13 protein-coding genes and 1 pseudogene are annotated in these 20801 nt (G+C 55.6%); 5 read left to right on the top strand and 9 right to left on the bottom strand.

Annotated features, from left to right (window positions below; genetic code table 11):
- Positions 1-26: 26 nt before the first annotated feature.
- Positions 27-599 carry a GNAT family N-acetyltransferase gene (locus M3223_RS07755; protein WP_251560702.1) on the bottom strand — a complete coding sequence of 191 codons (573 nt, stop codon included), beginning with the start codon at positions 597-599 and terminating at the stop codon, positions 27-29.
- Positions 600-713: 114 nt separating this feature from the next.
- Between M3223_RS07755 and M3223_RS07750 the strand changes: the two genes are divergently transcribed.
- Positions 714-1946: an aminopeptidase gene (locus tag M3223_RS07750; RefSeq protein ID WP_251560701.1), complete on the top strand. Its 1233-nt coding sequence runs from the start codon at positions 714-716 to the stop codon at positions 1944-1946.
- 87 nt (positions 1947-2033) lie between these two features.
- On the opposite strand, the gene M3223_RS07745 is transcribed toward M3223_RS07750, so the two are convergent.
- On the bottom strand, positions 2034-4004 hold the full coding sequence (locus tag M3223_RS07745; protein ID WP_251560700.1) for a PAS domain-containing hybrid sensor histidine kinase/response regulator: 1971 nt from the start codon (positions 4002-4004) through the stop codon (positions 2034-2036).
- A 174-nt stretch (positions 4005-4178) separates the two neighbouring features.
- On the opposite strand from M3223_RS07745, the gene comJ reads away from it, so the two are divergent.
- Complete coding sequence (gene comJ / locus M3223_RS07740) at positions 4179-4667, top strand: competence protein ComJ (RefSeq protein ID WP_251560699.1); 489 nt, start codon at positions 4179-4181, stop codon at positions 4665-4667.
- Between the two features lie 23 nt (positions 4668-4690).
- On the opposite strand, the gene M3223_RS07735 is transcribed toward comJ, so the two are convergent.
- The 4 genes and pseudogenes from M3223_RS07735 to M3223_RS07720 all read right to left on the bottom strand — a co-directional run bounded on the left by M3223_RS07735 (position 4691) and on the right by M3223_RS07720 (position 8055).
- Positions 4691-5500, bottom strand: a complete 810-nt coding sequence (locus M3223_RS07735; protein WP_251561009.1) for an acyltransferase domain-containing protein — start codon at positions 5498-5500, stop codon at positions 4691-4693.
- Positions 5501-5601: 101 nt separating this feature from the next.
- Positions 5602-5730: pseudogene (locus M3223_RS07730) on the bottom strand (SDR family oxidoreductase); the annotation flags it as partial.
- A gap of 86 nt (positions 5731-5816) precedes the next feature.
- Entirely contained in the window at positions 5817-6533 is a 717-nt protein-coding gene (locus M3223_RS07725; protein ID WP_251560698.1) for a response regulator, read from the bottom strand.
- A complete protein-coding gene (locus M3223_RS07720; RefSeq protein WP_251560697.1) occupies positions 6517-8055 on the bottom strand; it encodes a DUF4118 domain-containing protein in 1539 nt (512 codons plus the stop codon). The genes M3223_RS07725 and M3223_RS07720 overlap by 17 nt, the downstream gene beginning before the upstream one ends.
- Before the next feature lie 180 nt (positions 8056-8235).
- Here M3223_RS07720 and M3223_RS07715 point away from each other — a divergent pair, with 180 nt between their 5' ends.
- Complete coding sequence (locus tag M3223_RS07715; protein ID WP_251561008.1) at positions 8236-8676, top strand: ribonuclease domain-containing protein; 441 nt, start codon at positions 8236-8238, stop codon at positions 8674-8676.
- Positions 8677-8758: 82 nt separating this feature from the next.
- Entirely contained in the window at positions 8759-9037 is a 279-nt protein-coding gene (locus tag M3223_RS07710; RefSeq protein WP_251560696.1) for a barstar family protein, read from the top strand.
- 64 nt (positions 9038-9101) lie between these two features.
- On the opposite strand, the gene M3223_RS07705 is transcribed toward M3223_RS07710, so the two are convergent.
- From M3223_RS07705 to M3223_RS07695, 3 genes are all read right to left on the bottom strand, one after another.
- Positions 9102-9851: a C40 family peptidase gene (locus M3223_RS07705; RefSeq protein ID WP_251560693.1), complete on the bottom strand. Its 750-nt coding sequence runs from the start codon at positions 9849-9851 to the stop codon at positions 9102-9104.
- Between the two features lie 257 nt (positions 9852-10108).
- Positions 10109-11509 (bottom strand): hypothetical protein, encoded by a 1401-nt coding sequence (locus tag M3223_RS07700; protein WP_251560691.1) that lies wholly within the window; start codon positions 11507-11509, stop codon positions 10109-10111.
- Positions 11510-11690: 181 nt separating this feature from the next.
- Positions 11691-12779 (bottom strand): glycosyltransferase, encoded by a 1089-nt coding sequence (locus M3223_RS07695; RefSeq protein ID WP_251560689.1) that lies wholly within the window; start codon positions 12777-12779, stop codon positions 11691-11693.
- Positions 12780-12970: 191 nt separating this feature from the next.
- On the opposite strand from M3223_RS07695, the gene M3223_RS07690 reads away from it, so the two are divergent.
- Positions 12971-20752 (top strand): beta strand repeat-containing protein, encoded by a 7782-nt coding sequence (locus M3223_RS07690; RefSeq protein ID WP_251560688.1) that lies wholly within the window; start codon positions 12971-12973, stop codon positions 20750-20752.
- Positions 20753-20801 lie beyond the last annotated feature (49 nt).

Below are 20801 nucleotides of genomic sequence, written 5' to 3'. Positions count from 1 at the left end.
AGCAGGAAAGCCGCTTGGCAGTTATTTCAACCGATATCTTGCCCGCGTTTCCATTCATGCGCCAGCAGGCCGTAAACAGCATGGTCCCGATATTCCAGCTCCCCGGCCGTTTCCAAGCATTCCTCCTCGCGCAGCACACCCTCCTGCGTGAAGCCAAGCCTTTCGGCAACGGCACGGCTGCGGACATTGTCGGTCCTGGCCCGGATTTCCATCCGGTTCAGATCCAGCGTGGCAAAGCCAAATTGCAGCAGGCCGGCGGCAGCGGCTGTCATAATTCCCTGGCCCTGCCTGGAGGACTCCAGCCAGTAGCCGAGCGAGGCTTTTCTATGCCGGAAATCCAGTTCCTGAAAGCTTATGAGCCCAAGCGCTTCCGCCCCTTCGATGATGACGGCGGACATCGCCTCACCTGATTTATAGCGCTTACATTCAAAGCGGACATAATCCTTCATATCGGCGGCCGTGCCGATCTGGCTTACCCATGGAAGCCAAGGCTGCAGCGCAGCGCGATCGCGGTCCACCGTGCGGTAAAGGGCTTTGGAATCAGCCGGCTGAAGCAGCCTGAGCAGCAGCCCGCGCCCGATCTCGCAAGTAAACATCATCGTCCCCCTCTCCATCCTGTCAAAGCCCATCATACCATGGCATTTACCTTTTTCGAACAGGATCGTGTACAATAGTGACTGTATAACGTCTAAATTGAAAAGGTGGCTGATCTCTTGAGCAAATTGCAGCAGCAAATTCAACGCTACGCAGAGCTTATTATCCAAGTTGGCGTCCGCATACAGGCCGGCCAAAAGCTGGTCATAAACGCTTCGCTTGATTCCGCCGATCTCGTCCGCCTTCTCGTTCGCAAAGCGTATGAAGCCGGAGCTTTTTCCGTAAAGGTCATTTGGGCGGATGACGCCATAACCCGTACGCGTTATGAGCTTGCCCCGGACGACGCATTTTTGGAAGAGCCCAAATGGCTCGCAGGAGAATTGCAGGAGCTAGCTGAACAAGGCGCCGCTGTCATCAGCGTAGTATCCTCCGATCCCGATCTGCTGAAGGGCATCGCCCAGGAGCGCATCGTCAATCATCAGAAAACGTACGGCAAGGCAATGTCTACATACCGTCAAATGATGCAGTCCGACAAAATCAGCTGGTGCGTCGTCGCAGCTCCTTCCAAAGCGTGGGCGGCGAAGGTATTCCCCGGCTCTACCGAAGAAGAGCAGTACGTTAGCCTGTGGAACGCCATTCTTAAAGCAGTCCGGTGTGACCTGGAGCAGCCGATTCAAGCTTGGGATGAGCATATCGCGAATTTGAACGCCCGCTCCGAGCACCTGAACGCGCGCAAGTACAAAAAGCTTCATTACACTGCTCCCGGCACCGATCTTACGATCGAGCTCCCTAAAGGTCATCTGTGGGTAGCGGCAGACAGCATCAACGTGAACGGAGTGTCTTTCGTGGCGAATTTGCCGACGGAAGAGGTGTTTACAGCAGCCAAAGCCGATGGAGTGAGCGGTTATGTGTCCAGCACAAAACCGCTCAGCTACGGCGGGAACATTATCGACAACTTCAAGCTGACCTTTGAGAACGGCAGCGTTGTCAAGGCAGAGGCCGAGCGTGGGCTTGAAACGCTGGAGGGACTGCTGGCGATGGACGAGGGAGCCCGCCGAATTGGCGAGGTGGCGCTAGTTCCTTACGACTCCCCCATTTCCCGGTCCAATATTTTGTACTACAACACGCTGTTTGACGAAAATGCCTCCAACCATCTTGCGCTTGGCAGCGCCTATGCCTTCAACCTTGAGGGCGGCAAGGAAATGTCGCAGGACGATCTGGCCAAAAACGGACTCAACACGAGCATTACCCATGTTGACTTTATGATTGGCTCCGCCGACATGAACATCGACGGCATTACCGAGGACGGGACCGCCGAACCGATCTTCCGGAGCGGAAACTGGGCGTTCTAGTCCATCCAATCACGCTTTGGACACATACAAAAGGAGCAGGCAGCCCTTGGGCGCCTGCTCCTTTTTGCAGTGTCAACGGCAATCCGATTATTCGCCGTAATCTATAGCTGAGGTTAGATTATTTTTGGGAGAAGCCCAATACTTTGCAAGCGCCTGCTCCAGCATGTCCCGCCGGATCGGCTTGCTGAGATAATCGTCCATGCCTGCTGCCAGACAGGCTTCACGATCGCCTTTGAGGGCATTTGCCGTCACCGCAATCACATATGGCTGACGGTCCAGCTGCAATGCTTGCAGCTCTTGCATCGTCTCCATTCCATTCATGACCGGCATTAAAATGTCTAGGAGAATGAGATCATAACAGTTGTTACGCCGAATTTCCTCCAAAACCTCTGCCCCATTGGCAGCCAGCACAACATGATGGCCCGATTTCTCCAGCATTTTGCGAATGACGAGCTGATTAATCTCATTATCCTCACCAATTAACACGCGCAACGGACGAGTGTTCTCGCTAACTTGCGGGACGCGAACCGGCGCTGCCAGCTCCAAAGGAGCAGCACGGCATACAACCCGGAACGTAAACGTCGATCCTTCTCCAACAACGGAACGTACCGCTATCTTTCCGCCCATAATCTCTACAAGCCTGCGGGAAATGGCCAATCCAAGGCCGCTGCCTTCCACAGTGCGCGTCAAATAATTGTCGAGTCGGGTGAACGGATGAAAAAGCTGCGGCAGCTCCGATTCGGAAATGCCGATTCCGGTATCCTCAATTACGCCTTCCAGCTCAAGCTGATCGCCTCTTTGCTCCACCAGCCGGAACGAAACCTTGATTGATCCGCTGTCCGTAAATTTCACGGCATTGCCGATTAAATTAAGCAGTACTTGGCTGAGCTTGCTTTTGTCGCCGATCAGTTGAGCTGGAATCCGTTCGTCGTTCCACACCTCAAGCTTCAGCCCTTTTTGCACCGCGTTAGGCATCTGAATGGCTAGCAGCTCGCCGGTGAGCTCGGACAGACGGAACGGCTCGTGATTAAGCTCGGACTTGCCGGATTCCAGCCGGGTAAAATCGAGCACATCGTTCACGATGTTGAGCAGCGAATGGCCGCTTTTACGAATCAATTCCACATACTCGCGGAGCTCACCCTCCAGGGAGGGGGAACTCAAAAGAAGCCGGGTCATTCCGATAACTCCATTCATCGGATTGCGGATTTCATGGCTCATCATCGCTAAAAACTCGCTTTTGGCGCGAGTCATCGCTTCGGCCGCTTCTTTTTCGATCAACAGCTTTTTTTGCTCGCTAATATCCTTGGCAATCATGTAATACCCCGTGATCTCCCCGTTGATGATGATCGGAGCAATCGAGGCGAGAATTTCGCAAACGCTTCCGCTGCTGTGCTGAATTCCGGTTAAGATGCGCTCCACCGTCGCATCTCGATGTGCCTCCGCCAAGATCGGACCAATCCGGTCCACTAGCGCATAGGGGGAAAAATCTTTGCCAACCAGCTCTTCCACCGGTCTTCCAAGCATCCTCTGGGCGACATTGTTATAGTTGATGACCCTGCCTTCAAGATCGAGAGAAATAACGGCATCATGATTGTATTTTTTGAGAGAGGTGTAACGTTCTATCGTCTCCTGCAGCTTAAGCTCGAATAATTTGCGTTCTGAAATATCGGCTAGCGAGATCAGATAGCCAGCTTGATTGCCGCCATCATCCTCAAGGCCGTATCCTGTCAGCTGTACAAAAAGAGTCTGCCCGTCGCGCTTTCTCAGCTCAAGCTCGCAGCTGCACGGCTCTTTGCTCCAGAGCGTGTCCGGCCACTGGCCTCCAGTTATCCCCGAGGACATAATCTGGCTGAATTCAGCCGCGCTTTTGCCGCGCATCTCCGCTTCTTCCCAGCCAAAGCTGACGGTAAAAGCTCGATTGATCAGACTTATCCGCTGCTCATTGTCGAACAATACAAGCGCATTCGGATTGTGGCTCACAACAGAAGCCAGAATGGCTCTTTCTGGCGGCAAAACCATTCCTTGATTACCGGTCTGGCTTATCGGACGGTTATCCATTTGTATGTTACCACTCCCGCTAATGACTGTTTGCTGATGATACTTCAATTTATATTAACCACTGTCTGGCCGAATTTGTACAGTCTCTTGGAAAAAATATGGAGCAAGCCGCCAATCGATCTTTTTGTCCGTTATACTGGATATGACTAGCAAGTATGAAGAGAGGTGAAATGAATGCGTACTATTGCAGACTCGGAACTGCTTATCTCCTACTCGCAAATTGCCGTTTATCGGAGCGGTTTGCAGCATCCGTATTCGGATTGGACGGAGGAGCATATCCAACAGGGCTTCGCATGGAGAGACGGCAGCGTGTCCTTCAGCACACTGGACGATATCCGCAGCCGAGTCGAAGTGTCGACGGGCACCGAAAGACCGCCGCTAACCGGCTGCATTCGAGCGATTGCCGTTCCGTTTCAGACGGATGAGAGCGGAGTCGGCGTAAGCAGCATCCTGTCACAGCACATATCGGCGCTGCTTCCTGCCGGCATGTACGAGCTGATCTTTATGGCATACGAGCCAAAAGCCGGGGCAGAAGGAACATTAACCGGGCATTATCGAATTCACTTTGTCCCCTGCGCATCGCCAAAAGCGGAAATTCTTCTGCAGGACAACGGGCTGGAGCCGCCGTCCCCTCTGCAGATGAACGCCGAAGCTGCCATGTAAAGAGCCGAAGCAGCAATTTGAGCTTAAGGGACTGGATGCAGCCGGACGCCGCTGCCCGAGCCGAATGTCCGGCCAGACGCAAGCCACCATTTCAACGCTCGCTGCAGGCTTGTCCGTTCCTCATACTGGAGCGGATTTTCCTGCAGGCTGCCGAACACCCATTCCTCGCCCTTTCGGCATTCCTCATCCGTCGCATAAATCTCGAACTGTTTTTGAAAATGTGCAATATTGGACGAATCTCCAAGCAGCTCACTTAAACCCGGATAGAGGAGCCAGGAATGGCAAACGAACACCGGCGATATGCCTCTGAAAAAATCCGCCGCCTCCTGAAATGATGCCTCGACCGCCTGCGGCAGCAGCGGCTCACCCTCGGGAATATGGACGTTAAGCACGATTTGATCTTTTTTGACTCTCGAACCGTTCAGCTCGACCTCCGTCTCCATGACGAAGGGCTGAAACTGCAGCCGGCCTAGACGGAACAGCTTGAGCTGGACATGCTCCTTAAGCCAGCTGTACTCCGAAATGCCGAATTCGCCGTTTTTCCGGTAATACATGTCACTCCATATTCGGATATCTGAAAACGTATCCCAATACACCTTGTCGCTTATTCCCCGACGTTTATAGGCGGAATAAACATCCGCTGCGAATCGGACAAACAAATATAGGAGCTGCACATGCAGAGCGGCTTCATGCCGGATGCCTCGGATAAAAGCGCGCGAATCGCGGTAAAACGCCGCTTTAAGGCGGGCATAGTCAAGCTCGTCCATTCTGTAGCCGCGGATCAGCGCCTTCGCTCCGTCCTCAAGTCCGATGCCCTCGCAAAATTGTTCCATCTGCACGGCGATCCCTGCCTTCGGCGATAATGTGTATCAGGGGAGGAGCTCCCCCCGCTCCCTTACCTAACCTCTATTGTAAACGGCGGAACGATTCCGGACTAGCCAAAGATCTCTCCGACGTTTACATGCATAACCTGCCCCGTAACAAACCGGGAATCGTCCGACGCCAAATAGACCCAAGCCGGAGCCAGCTCGAACGGCTGTGCAGGCCGCTCCATCGTTTCTGCATCCTTAAGCAAAAAGCGGATTGCACCGCGCTTAAATCCAGCGCAGCGTGATCCGCTTTTTCTATGATTCCGATGACACCTATTAATTACCGTTCCGACTGCTCGACCGTCAAAAACCGATACCCGATGCCCGGCTCCGTCGCAATATAGAGCGGTTTGGCAGGGTTGTCGTCCAGCTTTTTGCGCAAATGTCCAACATAAATGCGAAGGTAATGGCCTTCCGATTCTACATGAGCGGAGCCCCACACCTGCCTGAGCAGCTGTTTTTGCGTCATGACCTTGCCCGCATTGAGCGCAAGCGTCTTTAGCAAATCATACTCCGTTGGCGTTAGCTTGATCCGGCTGCCGGACAGCTCGACGAGCCGCTGTGCCAAGTCGATCGTCAGCTGCCCGAAACGAAGCACCGGTTCCGTTGCGTTTGCCCCTGCCGCATGGCGGAGAGCTACGCGAATACGAGCGACAAGCTCGCCCATGCCAAACGGCTTTGTCACGTAATCATCCGCTCCGCAATCCAGCGCTTCAATTTTGTCTTCTTCGCGGTCCGTTGCCGTCAATACGATGACCGGCACTGGCGACCACTGCCGAATCTGCTTCAGCACATCCATTCCTGATCCGTCCGGCAGTCCAAGATCCAGCAAAATAAGATCGGGATGATTCATCGATGCTTGCAGCAGCCCGTCTGAGCCTGTTTCGCTCTCCAGCAGCTCGTACTGATGGGCTTGAAGCGTTACTTTTAACAGCTTGCGTATTGGCGGTTCATCCTCGATTAAAAGAATTCTCGCCCCTTTACGATTCTCGCTCAATTATCTCTCCTCCTTGCTCATCTAACGGAAGCTGCACGGTAACAGCCGTTCCCCGGCCTCCGATTCCCTGCCCGGCTGATATGCTTCCTCCATGCAGCTCGGCAACCCCTTTGGCTATGGCAAGGCCTAACCCGGTGCCCGTTAAATGAAGCGCGTTGCCGCCTCTGTAAAATTTATCGAATATTTTACTAGACTCTTCCTCCGTAATGCCGATTCCCTCATCCCGCACAATTAACAGCGCATATTCACCCTCTGACCGCGCCTCCAGCTCAATCCGGCTGCCTTCCGGGGAGTACTTGAACGCATTGCTGATCAGATTGACCATCATCTGCTCCAGAAGCACCGGATCGCCTCTAAGCAGAGGAACCGGCTCGGGCAAAATAAGCGAGACGCTGCGGCTGCCGCGCGCTTCGCGAAGCTGTCGAAGCACAGCCCCAAGCAGCTCGTCTGCACCAAGCCAGTCGCGGCGCAGCTTGAGCATGCCCCCTTCAAGGCGGACCATGCCGAGCAGATTGGCAACGAGCCGGTTCATTCGCTGCGCTCCGTTGTGGATCGAATGCAGAAGCTCCCGCTGCTCCTCCCCGGTCAACAGATTGCCTGATTCCAGCAAACCGCTGCTAGAGCCGATAATTTCAGCCAGCGGAGTCCGCAGCTCATGCGATACCGAATCCAGCAGAGCAGCCCTCATCCGCTCGGATTCCGCCGTAATCACAGCAAGCCGCGCCTCTTCGCCTCGTTTGATGCGAGCAATAGCACCGGCGGCAAGATCGCATAAAGCGGCAAGCCGCAACCGCTCCTCCTGTTCCAGTCCGATGTCGCCAGACGGGCTGCGAAATGATACAGCCCCATGCACACTGTCCTCAGCTAGCAGCGGTAAATACACCTCTTTTCCATTCGCAGCTCGCGGAGAACGCCGTCCCGCAGCCTCGCCGAGCCTCATCGCTCTTTCCGCCGCTTGCAAGCCGGAATCGATCTGTCCCTCCGGGAAGTTCGCCCCTGCTTCGTCGTATCGCTGCAGTCTTCCAGCCCCGTCCGGAACATAAACGACGGCTTCCAGGCCGGACATTTCCCGGATTCCGCCGCAAAAAGCTTCCGTCAGCCTTGGCAGCTCCGTTATATCCGACATGCTCCGGCTCATGCCGTACAGTATGGCCGTCTGCCGCTCCCTCTGCAGCGCCTGTCTGGCCTGCCGCTTCAACCGCTCCGCAAGCGCCGAAGTCATCAGCGCAACGGCCAAATAAACGGCAAAGGAAATCAAATAGCGCAAATCTTCCACATCGAAGCTCAACTCGGGAGGGACAAAAAAGAAATCAAATGCAATAATTCCTAACACCGCGGCAAAAACCGCCGGTCCCTTCCCTCCATAAACGGCGCAGAGGAGCACGGGAAATAAATAAAGAAGAGCCGCATTAACCGGCTCCATATGCAGCGGCGGCAGCAGCAGCACAACCGTCAAAACCGCAATGCCGGCTGCAGCGCCCGCATAGATAAGCCATCCCCGCTTTTCCGCATATGCCTGCATATCATTCGTCCTTTCTCCAACATCGTACACTCATTATAGCTCAGTAACCGTATTTCTCCAGTTCTCGTTTTTACATTGTGTATAAATGTTACGCGACAATCCGTATATCACTATATATAGAAAATGATGGTATAATCCAGAGCATGCCGTTATCCAAATCTTGTTAGGAGGAATGAAATGATGAAAGCAGCTTTAAGATTATTTGCCGGCCTTGCATTGGTGTTCGCGCTTGTGCTGGGCAGCGCGCAGCCGCTCGGAGTGTCTCCGGTGCCAACAGCGGCAGCTAATGCAGCGGCAATAACCGATTACGCCGGAATTATTCATTATCTGAAAACAAACGGCGAGCTTCCCCCAAACTTTATGACCAAAAGTGAAGCTTATGCCGCTGGCTGGGTAGCCAATCAAGGCAATTTGGCGGAGGTTGCTCCGGGTTACAGCATTGGCGGAGACGTCTTCCAAAACCGCGAGGGCAAGCTTCCGAAAAAAAGCGGGCGCACCTGGCGCGAGGCGGACGCCTATTACGAGTCGGGATTCCGCGGCCCGTACCGCGTCCTTTATTCCAACGATGGACTTTACTACACGACAGATGACCATTACGTGACCTTCACCAAATGGAATTGACCATGATAGAATAATCTGGGAAACCTCCCGGCAGGTCCTTTGGTTTTCGCTCTTACTCATGAATGAAGGCAGGCGAATCGGAATGAGAGAAATCCTTCTCGACGGATCAAAGCTAGATTCGGCGGAAGCCATTCACAATCTACTGGCGAAGGAACTAGCCTTTCCGGACTATTACGGCCGCAACCTGGATGCTTTATGGGATTGCCTGGAGGACTGCTGGAACCCGCCACTGGCAATACGCTGGGTCCATTACGCGGAGAGCAGGTCAAAGCTGGGCAGCCAAAACGCGGAGGCGCTCCTGCAGCTGCTGCTCGATTTTCAGAATGAACACAAAGATTTTTCTATAATCTCGGAAGAATAGCGAAAAACAGCCCCGCTCTCCGGCATACGCCGAAAGACGGGGCTGTTTAATGCAATAAGAACTATTAAAAAACGCTTCTAGCAGATACGTAGCGGTCTTTCCAATAACCGCTATCGAGCGGGCTAATCAGAACTCCGTCCGCCGAAGGGGCGTTATGAATGAATTGTCCATTTCCCATATAGATGCCTACATGATTAATGACGCGGTTATTGCTTCCAATCGTATCGAAGAAGATCAGGTCTCCGGTTTTCAGGTTGGCACGGCTTACCGCTTTGCCCTGGCTTTTCTGAGAGCTTGTCCCCCATTTCAGGTCAACCCCGACCTTTTCGTAAATGAATTGGGTGAATGAGGAGCAATCGAAAATAAGCTTGGACGGATTACGGGTACCGAAATCATACGTCACTCGCCCCATGTAACTTTTAGCCAAAGAAATGACCTGGCTGCGCTTGGAGCTGTTCTCTTCTTCACCCGAACCTTCTCCGCCGCCGGATTGCCCACCGTCTTGATAGGAAGAATATTTGTCAGCTGAGGAAATAAACCCCTTTTCCCCTTTAGCGGTTTGCACCTGCAGCCAGCCGCTGCCTGCCTCATTAACAACCGCTACCTTCTCTCCCTTTTTCAGCATACGTAGAATATCACCGCTTGAGCCTGGCTTGTCCCGCAAATTGACTCCATATGTAATTGTCGTATTGTAAGAGACAGCGGCATAGGCCGTATTAGAAGCCGGGACCCAGACTGCGCCTAATGCGCTTAAGCCGATTGTTGCGCTTAAAGTGACTCCAAGCCATTTTTTTGTAACCCAGTTGTTGTTCATCGTTGGTAGTATCCTCCTTGGGTTTGTCTGGTACCAAGCTTAACAGATTTGAAACAGCCTATTATTTTCCACGAAGAGCCTGAAGCCGCTATGAGACTGGAATTATGATACTTTGTGAGAAAATGATGAGAAAGCTCTAACCAAATGTTGTTATTCATTTAGCATTAAAGAAGTGCCGGAAATACCCAAAGCGGGAATTTCGGCACTTCCTCCAAACCTATTCAGTTAACGGCGGTTACAAAGTCCAATGCCGCCTGTTATGGAGCCTGAGTTACGAGTACGGATGATGTCAGATTGTCCATGCCGGACTGATTCAGATGCAGATTGACATAAGACCCGCCTGCATCGGAATTTTTAATAGGGCCAAATGGAGAACCGCCTGCATGAATATCGCTATAAATTGTCGCTTGATACATCGATCCGACAACCCGTACAGATGTGATGGAGTCGTTGCCGACAAGACCGTTGCGCAAATCTAGGTCTGAGCTTGTCAGGCGCTGCATCCTGCCTTCTCCATTTGGATGCTGGTACAGGTAAACTCCCGGCAGATCCTGGTTATTATCGTCTCTCAATACGTACTTGTAAGAGAAATTGCCCCAGCCGCTAACCATGTAAGAAACAACGAGAGCCGGATCATAGAAGATCGATCCCTTTTCCATACCTGCTTGTCCGTCGCGATAGCTCCAATTCCACGGCGCGTTCGCGGCATTATCCGAACCTTCGTCCCCGCTGAATTTACCGAATTCGCTGAACAGATTATCCGGGCCGATCTCATTTCGCTTGGACCAAAGCTCGGTAGCCGGCTGCAGCCAATAGCTTACGTTTGTATAGTCCAAATTGTTTTTGGCATTTCGAATCGTCGTATTGTTGTAGTAGTTAAACGTTCCATTATAGGAAAGCCTCATCCCGCCAAAGCTCTGATCAACAGGCGTGTTGTCCCCGTTCCATTTCATGAGATTATGCCCGGAACTGCTGGTGCCGGATAAAAAGTCCCAGCTTCCGCCGTTGAAAGTGACAAAAACTTCAGGATGCGATCCGGCCATCCGAATGCCCTGAGTGTCGAAGTCGTCGTTGCTGTTTTGCAGACCGCTTCCGTACGGATGAACTTGAGACTGATAAAACTTGCCATGGCCGCCCAAAACGACCATTTGCGGTGCGCCTAATCCGCCGTTCTCGTTTCCCTTTCGTACAACGACCAGCATGCCCTCCATATCATTTTCATGGCGTCCGCCCTCATCATGGTCATCGTCCTTGGGATAGTACAGATAATAGCCAATGAAATAATGCGTTTCAGTTTCTTTGACATCGTAGTAGATGAGAGGCAGAAGAGCATCCTTGTAGGCAGACAAGTTATTCCAGTTGTTTCGGGCGTTCCAGTCTCCGTCGTAATCGGCGGCCGTCGGGTAGTCTGCATACAACTGGTAGTCATAGATGCCGTCCAGACCCGCTTTTCTAATTGAGGTCAGATTGTCGCCTTTCTCTCTTACGTTTTGGTAAAAGATTGGTGAAAATTGTGCAGCTACGTCCCGATAATACATCCATTGGGGATCATTTTGCATCACCTTGGGGAAATACCCCGCGGCATAACTAACCGGCTGGCAGACAAACGGCAGGAGCAACAACAACGCAGCAACTGACAGGAATAACCTTTTCAACATGATTCAACACCTCTCCTCGTATAATTGATGTCTAGACAATTTGATCATAATATTGATTTGTAAAATTTATGCAGTTTAAAATAGCGAAGTCGATTAACGAACCATTAAGGTTTCATAGACATCTGGAACGTAAAAAAGAAGGCCCGATTCAGGCCCCCGTTAAGTCCGTATTGAGTTGGCTTTAGTGCAACGGCTCAAGTCCGTGAGCGTCCTGAAAATATTTCCGGTTATGCAGCATACTGGAATGCCCCGGAAACAGCTTCAACGCTTCCTCGTTATGTTCGTGAGCTTTAACATGCTGGCCCAAGCGGTCATAACAAAGACATAATTGCAAATGAGGATACCATGTGCTTGCCGCACGGTCAGACATCCCCATCGTTGACGGCGCTTCAATCGTTGTTGCCAGCTCGTACCAATACGCTGCTGTGGAGTAACTTCCTGCATCAAATAAAGCATTTCCGATGGAGCAGCAAATCTCCGGCCTCGGTTTATCATAGGTGAGCGCTCTTAAAGCAGTCTGCACACGAAGTTCCGGCTGGCCAAGCGATTCATAACAGGTGGACAGCTTCAAGCAGGCTTGAATATTATCCTCCACCCAACCCTCACCGGTCCGCAGCATCGTCTCATAATGCGCCGCAGCCTCATCGTAAACCCCGTGATCCTTCAGCTCATTGGCAAAATAATAGAGGTCCCGGATATTAAACGCTTCCCCTTTTTCCTGCCGGCTCCGGTAAATACGCAAATTGCGATCCGTGTATGCTTTATCTTTATCGTGCTGCACCTCTGCTTCACTATCCAAATAAGTGCCGTACGCATTCAAATACTCGTGGACAGCCCCGATCCATTCAAACCCGCAGTCGCGCCGTACGATCCGGTTGCGCCTCAAGCTGGTCAGCACTTCTCCTTGAGCGTTTCGGCTAAGCACATATGGCATTGTCACCCGGCAAATGGAAGGATCGATGGTACGCTTGAGCTGTTGGATGATTGCAATGTCCTTTGGCTTTAAATAATCGTCCGCATCCAGCCACATGATGTAATCGCTAGCCGCCTTGGAAAACGAATAATTCCGTGCAGCGGCAAAATCGTCCACCCATTTAAACGGCTCCACACGCGCGCCGAACGCCTTGGCAATTTCGACGGTACGATCCGTTGAACCCGTATCGGTGATAATAATCTCATCCACAATGCCTGTTACGGACTCCAGCACTCTTGCAAGCACCGCTTCCTCATTTTTAACGATCATGCAAAGGCTGATCGTAATCAAGCTCATCCCTCCTTCTGTTTATCCGTATTCCGGCTTCAAAACACTCATGACAGCTATCGTTGACGAATTGCATGCTGCAAAGAGATTCATTCCAGTTCTCCCTCACACGAACAACAGCATGTCGCATATACCATTACAACGAATGAAGTCGATTTGCTTAATCCATATGCGGATCGGGATGAGGGGATGTGCAATGAATGGCAGGCAAAAAACGTACAGGAACCACGAAGCGCCAAGGCGCTTCCGGCGGCCAGCAACGGCTTGCATCATCTAAGGAACGGCGCATCCGCCTTTATCCCAATGATGCTGCCCCTAAACGAAAGTCGCCTAAAGCGCCGAAAGAACAGAGCTATTCCGTCAGCCAAAACCGTTCAGACGGTACACTCGACGAAGAGCTTGCGTTATTAATTGAGGCAAAGAAGAAACAGCTGGCCAAACGGAAAAAGAACCGTTGCTGTCATAAATGCAGGAAAAAGAAATGCCAATGCCACCACCATCATCATTGCCATCGATGCCAGCGGGGTCCGACAGGGCCGACTGGACCGATCGGTCCCCAAGGGCCGCGTGGACCAGCAGGAAATGCAGGCAGAACGGGGGCTGCAGGAAGCACTGGCTCTACGGGGGCAACAGGAGCACAAGGTGATCCCGGTGTGACCGGGGCTGCAGGTGCCGCAGGCCCTGCTGGAGCGGCCGGTGCCGCGGGGACTCCCGGCGCAACCGGAGCGACAGGCGTTACGGGTGCCGCTGGCGCCGCGGGAGTTGCTGGAGTTACGGGTAACACTGGGCCGACCGGAGCCGTAGGTACGGGTTTTACAGGGGCAACTGGAGCTACTGGCGATCCTGGTGCCACTGGTGTTTCAGGAGCCACAGGCGCTACGGGGGCTACTGGTTCATCTGGAGCGACGGGTGCTACAGGTGTGACTGGGGCAACAGGATTTATCGGGCCGACCGGAGTTACTGGGGCGACTGGGGTTACGGGCGATCCAGGATCTACTGGAGTCACGGGAGCGACTGGCCCCACAGGCGCGACTGGGGTTACGGGTTCGACTGGTGATAATGGAGCGACCGGAGTAACAGGTTCTACCGGTGATACTGGTGCTACTGGGAGCAATGGCGCCACCGGAGTTACGGGAAGCTCTGGCGTTACAGGCGTTACTGGAGCTAATGGGGCAACCGGCGAAACTGGACCGAATGGAGCTACAGGGGCGACAGGTGCCATCGGGAGCACTGGAGCAACCGGCGCGACTGGGATTACCGGCAACACTGGTGTTTCCGGTGCTACTGGTGCTACTGGCGGCACTGGCTTTACCGGCTCTAATGGAGATACAGGCGCGACAGGTATCACCGGTGCTACCGGTCCTACCGGCACTACCGGTGTTACAGGCGTTACCGGTACGACTGGTTTTATGGGAAATACTGGAATAACGGGCTCTACGGGTGTCACCGGAGCTACCGGTTCGACCGGTACTACTGGCGTTACGGGCGCTTTTGGGGATACGGGAATGACTGGAGCCACAGGAGATACTGGTGCCACTGGAATTACTGGAGCAACGGGAGTTACGGGAATGACCGGAGCTACAGGCAGCACTGGACCAACTGGACCAACTGGCTTTACCGGTTCTACTGGGGATGTGGGTGCTGCAGGTGCCACTGGCGTTACTGGAGCCATTGGGGATACAGGAGCAACTGGCGTTACGGGCGTGACAGGAACGACTGGAACTACGGGTGCTACGGGTGCTTCGGGTAGCACTGGAACTACGGGTCCAACTGGCCTTACGGGTGCTTCTGGGGATATGGGCGTTACTGGGGCCACTGGAGCTACTGGGGTTACTGGAGCGACCGGATCCACTGGCAGCACTGGACCAACGGGGCCAACTGGCTTTACCGGGGATACGGGCTCTATGGGAGCCACCGGCGTTACTGGCGCTACTGGGATTACTGGAACGACTGGAGCCACAGGCAGCACTGGACCAACGGGGCCAACTGGCTTTACCGGCACTACTGGGGATACGGGCTCTACTGGGGCCACTGGAGTTGCTGGCCCTACCGGTTCAACCGGCGTTACTGGGGTTACTGGGGTTACTGGGGTTACTGGAGCGACCGGATCCACTGGCAGCACTGGACCAACGGGGCCAACTGGCTTTACCGGGGATACGGGCTCTACGGGGGTCACTGGCGCTACTGGGGTTACGGGTGTGACCGGAGCCACGGGTATCACTGGACCAGCTGGGCCAACTGGCTTTACCGGGGCTACTGGGGATACAGGCGCTACCGGAGCCACTGGAGTAATTGGAGCGACCGGTGCCACGGGTGACACTGGAACAACTGGCTCGACCGGTACAACCGGTGTGACAGGAGCAACTGGAGCTACAGGTGCTTCGGGCAGCACTGGACCAACGGGCCCAATAGGCTTTACCGGTTCTACTGGAGCTTCAGGTACTACGGGGGTTTCCGGAGTTACTGGGGCCACTGGCGTGACGGGCGTGACAGGAACTGCGGGTGCAACGGGTACTTCGGGCAACACTGGACCAACAGGTCCAACAGGCTTTACGGGTGCTACTGGGGATACCGGTGCTACGGGGGCCACTGGAAATACTGGCCCTACCGGGACGACTGGCGTTACGGGCTCTACGGGGACTAATGGAGATACAGGCTTTACCGGTACAACCGGTGTTACGGGTGTGACAGGAACGACTGGAGCTACGGGTGCTACGGGCAGCACTGGACCAACAGGTCCAACTGGCTTTACCGGCGCTACTGGGGTTTCTGGAGCAATTGGGGCTACGGGCACTACCGGGACAACCGGCTTTACCGGGGCTACTGGAGATACAGGCCCGACCGGTTCTACTGGCGTTACCGGCTCTACTGGTACTACGGGCGTTACGGGCGTGACCGGAACGACTGGAGATACGGGCAGCACTGGACCAACGGGTCCAACAGGTTTTACCGGTTCTACTGGGGATACGGGAACGACTGGTGTAACCGGAGTTACTGGCCCTACCGGGGTCACTGGGGATACGGGCGCTACCGGAGCCACTGGAGTTACCGGCACAACCGGCATTACAGGTGCTACTGGGGTTACTGGAACGACTGGAGCCACGGGCAGTACTGGACCAACGGGTCCGACAGGCGTTACAGGGACGATTGGAGCTACGGGCGCTACCGGTATAACTGGCGCTACTGGGGTTATTGGAGCGACTGGAGCGACTGCAGCGACCGGTGCCACGGGCAGCACTGGACCAACGGGTCCAACTGGCTTTACCGGTTCTACTGGGGATACGGGCGCTACGGGGACCACCGGTGTTACTGGGTTTACGGGAGTAACCGGAGACACGGGAGGCACTGGACCAACTGGACTTACCGGTACCACTGGCGTTACGGGATCTACGGGAGTCACTGGCGCAACTGGTCATACCGGATCCACCGGTGTTACTGGCTCTACTGGGGTTACGGGCGTGACCGGATCCACTGGAGTTACTGGCGCTACCGGACTGACTGGAGTTACAGGTACAACCGGTGTTACTGGCGCTACTGGAATGACTGGAGCCACGGGTAGCACTGGACCAGCGGGTCCAACAGGTTTTACCGGTTCCACTGGGGATACGGGCTCCACGGGCGCTACCGGAGCCACTGGAGTTACAGGCGTTACTGGTGATACGGGCGTTACGGGCGTGACCGGAACGACTGGGGCTACGGGCAGCACTGGAACTACCGGTTCAACTGGCCTTACGGGCGCTACGGGGGCCACTGGGGTTACAGGGGTCACTGGAGCGACTGGTGCCACGGGCAGCACTGGAACTACAGGTCCAACAGGCACTACTGGTTCTACTGGGGATACAGGTGCTACGGGGGCCACTGGCGTTACAGGATCTACGGGGGTCACTGGCGCTACTGGCCTTACCGGGGCCACCGGGGATACGGGCTCTACGGGAGCCACCGGTGTTACTGGCTCTACTGGGGTTACGGGAGTGACCGGAGCCACGGGCGTTACAGGCCCGACCGGTTCAACCGGCGTTACAGGAGCCACTGGGGACACTGGAGCCACGGGCAGCACTGGAGCAACAGGAACGACTGGAGCTACCGGGGCTACGGGCAGTACTGGTCCAACAGGTCCAACTGGCTTGACCGGGACGACTGGGAATACGGGATCGACGGGTGCTACCGGAGTTACTGGTCTTACCGGTACAACCGGCGTTACCGGGCCAACCGGGAATACGGGCGCTACCGGAGCCACTGGAGTTACTGGCCCGACCGGTTCAACCGGCGCTGCTGGGGTTACTGGAGCGACCGGTGCTACGGGCAGCACTGGACCAACGGGTCCAACAGGCCCGACCGGGTCTACTGGGGATACGGGCGTTACAGGGACCACTGGGGCCACTGGCGTTACGGGAGTGACCGGAACGACTGGAACTACGGGCAGCACTGGACCAATTGGGCCAGCTGGCTTTACCGGTTCTACTGGAGTTACGGGCTCTACCGGACTGACTGGAGTTACCGGTACAACCGGCGTTACTGGCACTACTGGGGTTACGGGAACGACCGGAGCCACGGGCAGCACTGGACCAACGGGTCCAACCGGTTTTACTGGTTCTACTGGGGATACGGGCGCTACCGGACTGACTGGAGCTACCGGTACAACCGGCGTTACTGGCGCTACTGGGGTTACTGGAGCGACCGGTGCCACGGGCAGCACTGGACCAACTGGCGCTACCGGGGCCTCTGGGGATACAGGTGCTATGGGGGCCACCGGTGTTACTGGGTTTACGGGAGTAACCGGAGCCACGGGTGGCACTGGACCAACTGGACTTACCGGGGCCACTGGCGTTACGGGTGCTACGGGGGTCACTGGCGCTACTGGCCTTACCGGTACAGCCGGGGTCACTGGGGTTACGGGCTCTACGGGAGCAACCGGTGTTACTGGGGTTACTGGAATGACCGGAACCACGGGCAGCACTGGACCAACTGGGCCAACTGGCTTTACCGGGGCTACTGGAGATACAGGCGCTACGGGGGTCACCGGAGCCACGGGCCCTATTGGGACAACTGGCGTTACGGGAACCACTGGCGCTACAGGAACCACTGGGGTTACCGGAGTTACTGGGGATACTGGCGCTACCGGAGCCACTGGAGTTACAGGCCCAACCGGTTCAACCGGCGCTACTGGAGTTACTGGAGCGACCGGAGCCATGGGCAGTACGGGATCAACAGGTCCAACAGGCTTTACCGGGGCTACTGGGGATACGGGCGTTACAGGGTCCACTGGGTCCACTGGCGTTACGGGAGTGACCGGAACGACTGGAGCTACAGGCAGCACTGGACCAACGGGTCCAACAGGCCCGACCGGGTCTACTGGGGATACGGGCGTTACGGGGGCCACTGGCGTTACGGGTTCTACTGGAGTCACCGGTGTTACGGGCTCTACGGGAACTACAGGCGTTACTGGAGCGACTGGTGCCACGGGCAGCACTGGACCAACGGGTCCAACAGGTTTTACCGGATCTACTGGGGATACGGGCTCTACCGGAGCCACTGGAGTTACAGGCCCTACCGGGACAACCGGCGCTACTGGAGTTACTGGAGCGACCGGAGCCACGGGCAGTACTGGACCAACAGGTCCAACTGGCTTTACTGGGGCTACTGGGGATACAGGCGCTACCGGACTGACTGGAGTCACCGGTACAACCGGCGTTACTGGCGCTACTGGGGTTACTGGAGCGACCGGAACCACGGGCAGCACTGGACCAACAGGTCCAACTGGCTTTACCGGCTCTACTGGGGATACGGGCTCTACGGGAGCCACCGGCGCTACTGGGGTTACTGGGGTTACTGGAGCGACCGGAACCACGGGCAGCACTGGACCAACGGGTCCAACTGGCTTTACCGGGGCTACTGGAGATACGGGCGTTACGGGGGCCACTGGCGCTACTGGCCTTACCGGGGCCACCGGGGATACGGGCTCTACGGGAGCCACCGGCGTTACTGGCGCTACTGGAGCGACTGGTGCCACGGGCAGCACTGGACCAACGGGTCCAACAGGCCCTACCGGTTCTACTGGGGATACAGGCTCTACGGGAGCCACCGGCGTTACTGGCCTTACCGGGGCCACCGGGGATACAGGCTCTACTGGTGTTACGGGCTTGACCGGAGCCACTGGAGTTACTGGAACGACCGGGGCAACCGGAGATACGGGCTCTACGGGAACTACCGGCGTTACTGGAGCGACCGGAACCACGGGCAGCACTGGACCAACGGGTCCAACTGGCTTTACCGGGGCTACTGGAGTTACAGGCGCTACGGGGGTCACCGGAGCCACGGGCCCCACCGGGACAACTGGCGTTACGGGCTCTACGGGGGGCACTGGCGCTACTGGCCTTATCGGGGCCACCGGGGATACGGGCTCTACTGGAGCCACCGGTGTTACTGGCTCTACTGGGGATACGGGCTCTACCGGACTGACTGGAGTTACAGGCGTTACAGGAACCACTGGGGCAACTGGTGTTACAGGGGTCACTGGAGCGACTGGTGCCACGGGCAGCACTGGACCAACGGGTCCAACTGGCTTTACCGGCTCTACTGGGGATACGGGCTCTACGGGAGCCACCGGCGTTACTGGCGCTACTGGAGCGACCGGAGCCACGGGCAGCACTGGACCAACGGGTCCAACTGGCTTTGCCGGGGCTACTGGAGATACAGGCGCTACGGGGGTCACCGGAGCCATGGGCCCTACCGGGACAACTGGCGTTACAGGAACCACTGGGGTTACCGGAACCACTGGGGATACTGGCGCTACCGGAGCCACTGGAGTTACAGGCCCAACCGGTTCAACCGGAGATACGGGCTCTACGGGAACCACCGGCGTTACTGGCGTTACTGGCGCTACCGGGGTCACAGGAGCAACTGGTGCCACGGGCATCACTGGACCAACGGGTCCAACTGGCTTTACCGGGGCTGTTGGGGATACGGGCTCTACCGGAGCCACTGGAGTTACAGGCCCAACCGGTACAACCGGCGTTACTGGAGTTACTGGAACGACCGGAGCTACGGGCATCACTGGACCAACGGGCCTAACAGGCTTTACCGGGGCTACTGGGGATACGGGCTTTACGGGAGCCACCGGCGTTACTGGACCCACGGGCGGCACTGGACCAACTGGACCGACCGGTACAAGCGGCATTACGGGTGCTACTGGAGTTACAGGTGCTACTGGAGCGACTGGTGCCACAGGGAACACTGGCGCTACCGGGCCAACCGGTAGCACCGGATCTACAGGCGTAACGGGTACCACTGGCATTACTGGACCAACTGGACCGACCGGAGCTACTGGCGCTACCGGCATTACTGGACCAACTGGACCGACCGGAGCTACTGGCGCTACCGGCACTACTGGCATCACTGGCGCCACCGGCGCTACTGGAACTACCGGCACTACTGGTGCCACCGGCGCTACCGGCTCGACTGGTCCAACGGGCTTCACTGGAGCTACCGGGCCAAACATTTTAGCAAACGGCTTTTCGGCAACACGAGCGCCAAGCTCAGCTTCAACCAGCACTCAGTTGGCGAATTGGACCACGGCGTCGCCGTTTTACACCGGTACAGGATTCAACGCAACAACCGGCAACTACACCGTCCCCGTGACCGGGCGGTACTCGATTGAAGCGACGCTAAGTTATTCAACTACAGCGGCGCTCTCCATCTCGCTTGGCCCCGCAATCAACCCATTGTTTGTCATACGCCGAACTTCACCTGTTGTAACGGATCTGGTCACCGCCTTGTTCCCGATTCTTGACGTCAATATACTTTTGCTGCTCACGCTCAGGGCTATTCTCGGCTCATCCACCGTGACGATGACAGGCGAGTACGCCTTAAATGCAGGCGATGTAATCGGCATTTTTTACGTCTCAAATGGCTTAACGATCAACCTGAACCTTGGCGGGGCCGCCTCTTCCGTCTCCACCTGGTCCGTACACCAAATGACATGATGCTGCGCAAAAAAACTCCGGTTCCGCTCCCCAAGCGGTTAACCGGAGT

The organism is Paenibacillus pasadenensis (assembly GCF_023715725.1).
Classification (GTDB): domain Bacteria; phylum Bacillota; class Bacilli; order Paenibacillales; family Paenibacillaceae; genus Paenibacillus_O; species Paenibacillus_O pasadenensis_A.
The sequence above is the reverse complement of the archived record's forward strand: the minus strand, read 5'-3'. Positions and strand labels throughout refer to the sequence as shown.

Excerpts from the sequence above, each read along its gene's own strand:
- M3223_RS07695 (WP_251560689.1), bottom strand. The coding sequence starts at position 12,779 with ATGAGCTTGATTACGATCAGCCTTTGCATGATCGTTAAAAATGAGGAA.
- M3223_RS07705 (WP_251560693.1), bottom strand. The coding sequence starts at position 9,851 with ATGAACAACAACTGGGTTACAAAAAAATGGCTTGGAGTCACTTTAAGC.
- M3223_RS07720 (WP_251560697.1), bottom strand. The coding sequence starts at position 8,055 with ATGCAGGCATATGCGGAAAAGCGGGGATGGCTTATCTATGCGGGCGCT.
- M3223_RS07690 (WP_251560688.1), top strand. The coding sequence starts at position 12,971 with ATGGCAGGCAAAAAACGTACAGGAACCACGAAGCGCCAAGGCGCTTCC.
- M3223_RS07735 (WP_251561009.1), bottom strand. The coding sequence starts at position 5,500 with ATGGAACAATTTTGCGAGGGCATCGGACTTGAGGACGGAGCGAAGGCG.
- M3223_RS07755 (WP_251560702.1), bottom strand. The coding sequence starts at position 599 with ATGATGTTTACTTGCGAGATCGGGCGCGGGCTGCTGCTCAGGCTGCTT.
- M3223_RS07745 (WP_251560700.1), bottom strand. The coding sequence starts at position 4,004 with ATGGATAACCGTCCGATAAGCCAGACCGGTAATCAAGGAATGGTTTTG.
- M3223_RS07700 (WP_251560691.1), bottom strand. The coding sequence starts at position 11,509 with ATGTTGAAAAGGTTATTCCTGTCAGTTGCTGCGTTGTTGTTGCTCCTG.
- M3223_RS07715 (WP_251561008.1), top strand. The coding sequence starts at position 8,236 with ATGAAAGCAGCTTTAAGATTATTTGCCGGCCTTGCATTGGTGTTCGCG.
- M3223_RS07710 (WP_251560696.1), top strand. The coding sequence starts at position 8,759 with ATGAGAGAAATCCTTCTCGACGGATCAAAGCTAGATTCGGCGGAAGCC.
- comJ (WP_251560699.1), top strand. The coding sequence starts at position 4,179 with ATGCGTACTATTGCAGACTCGGAACTGCTTATCTCCTACTCGCAAATT.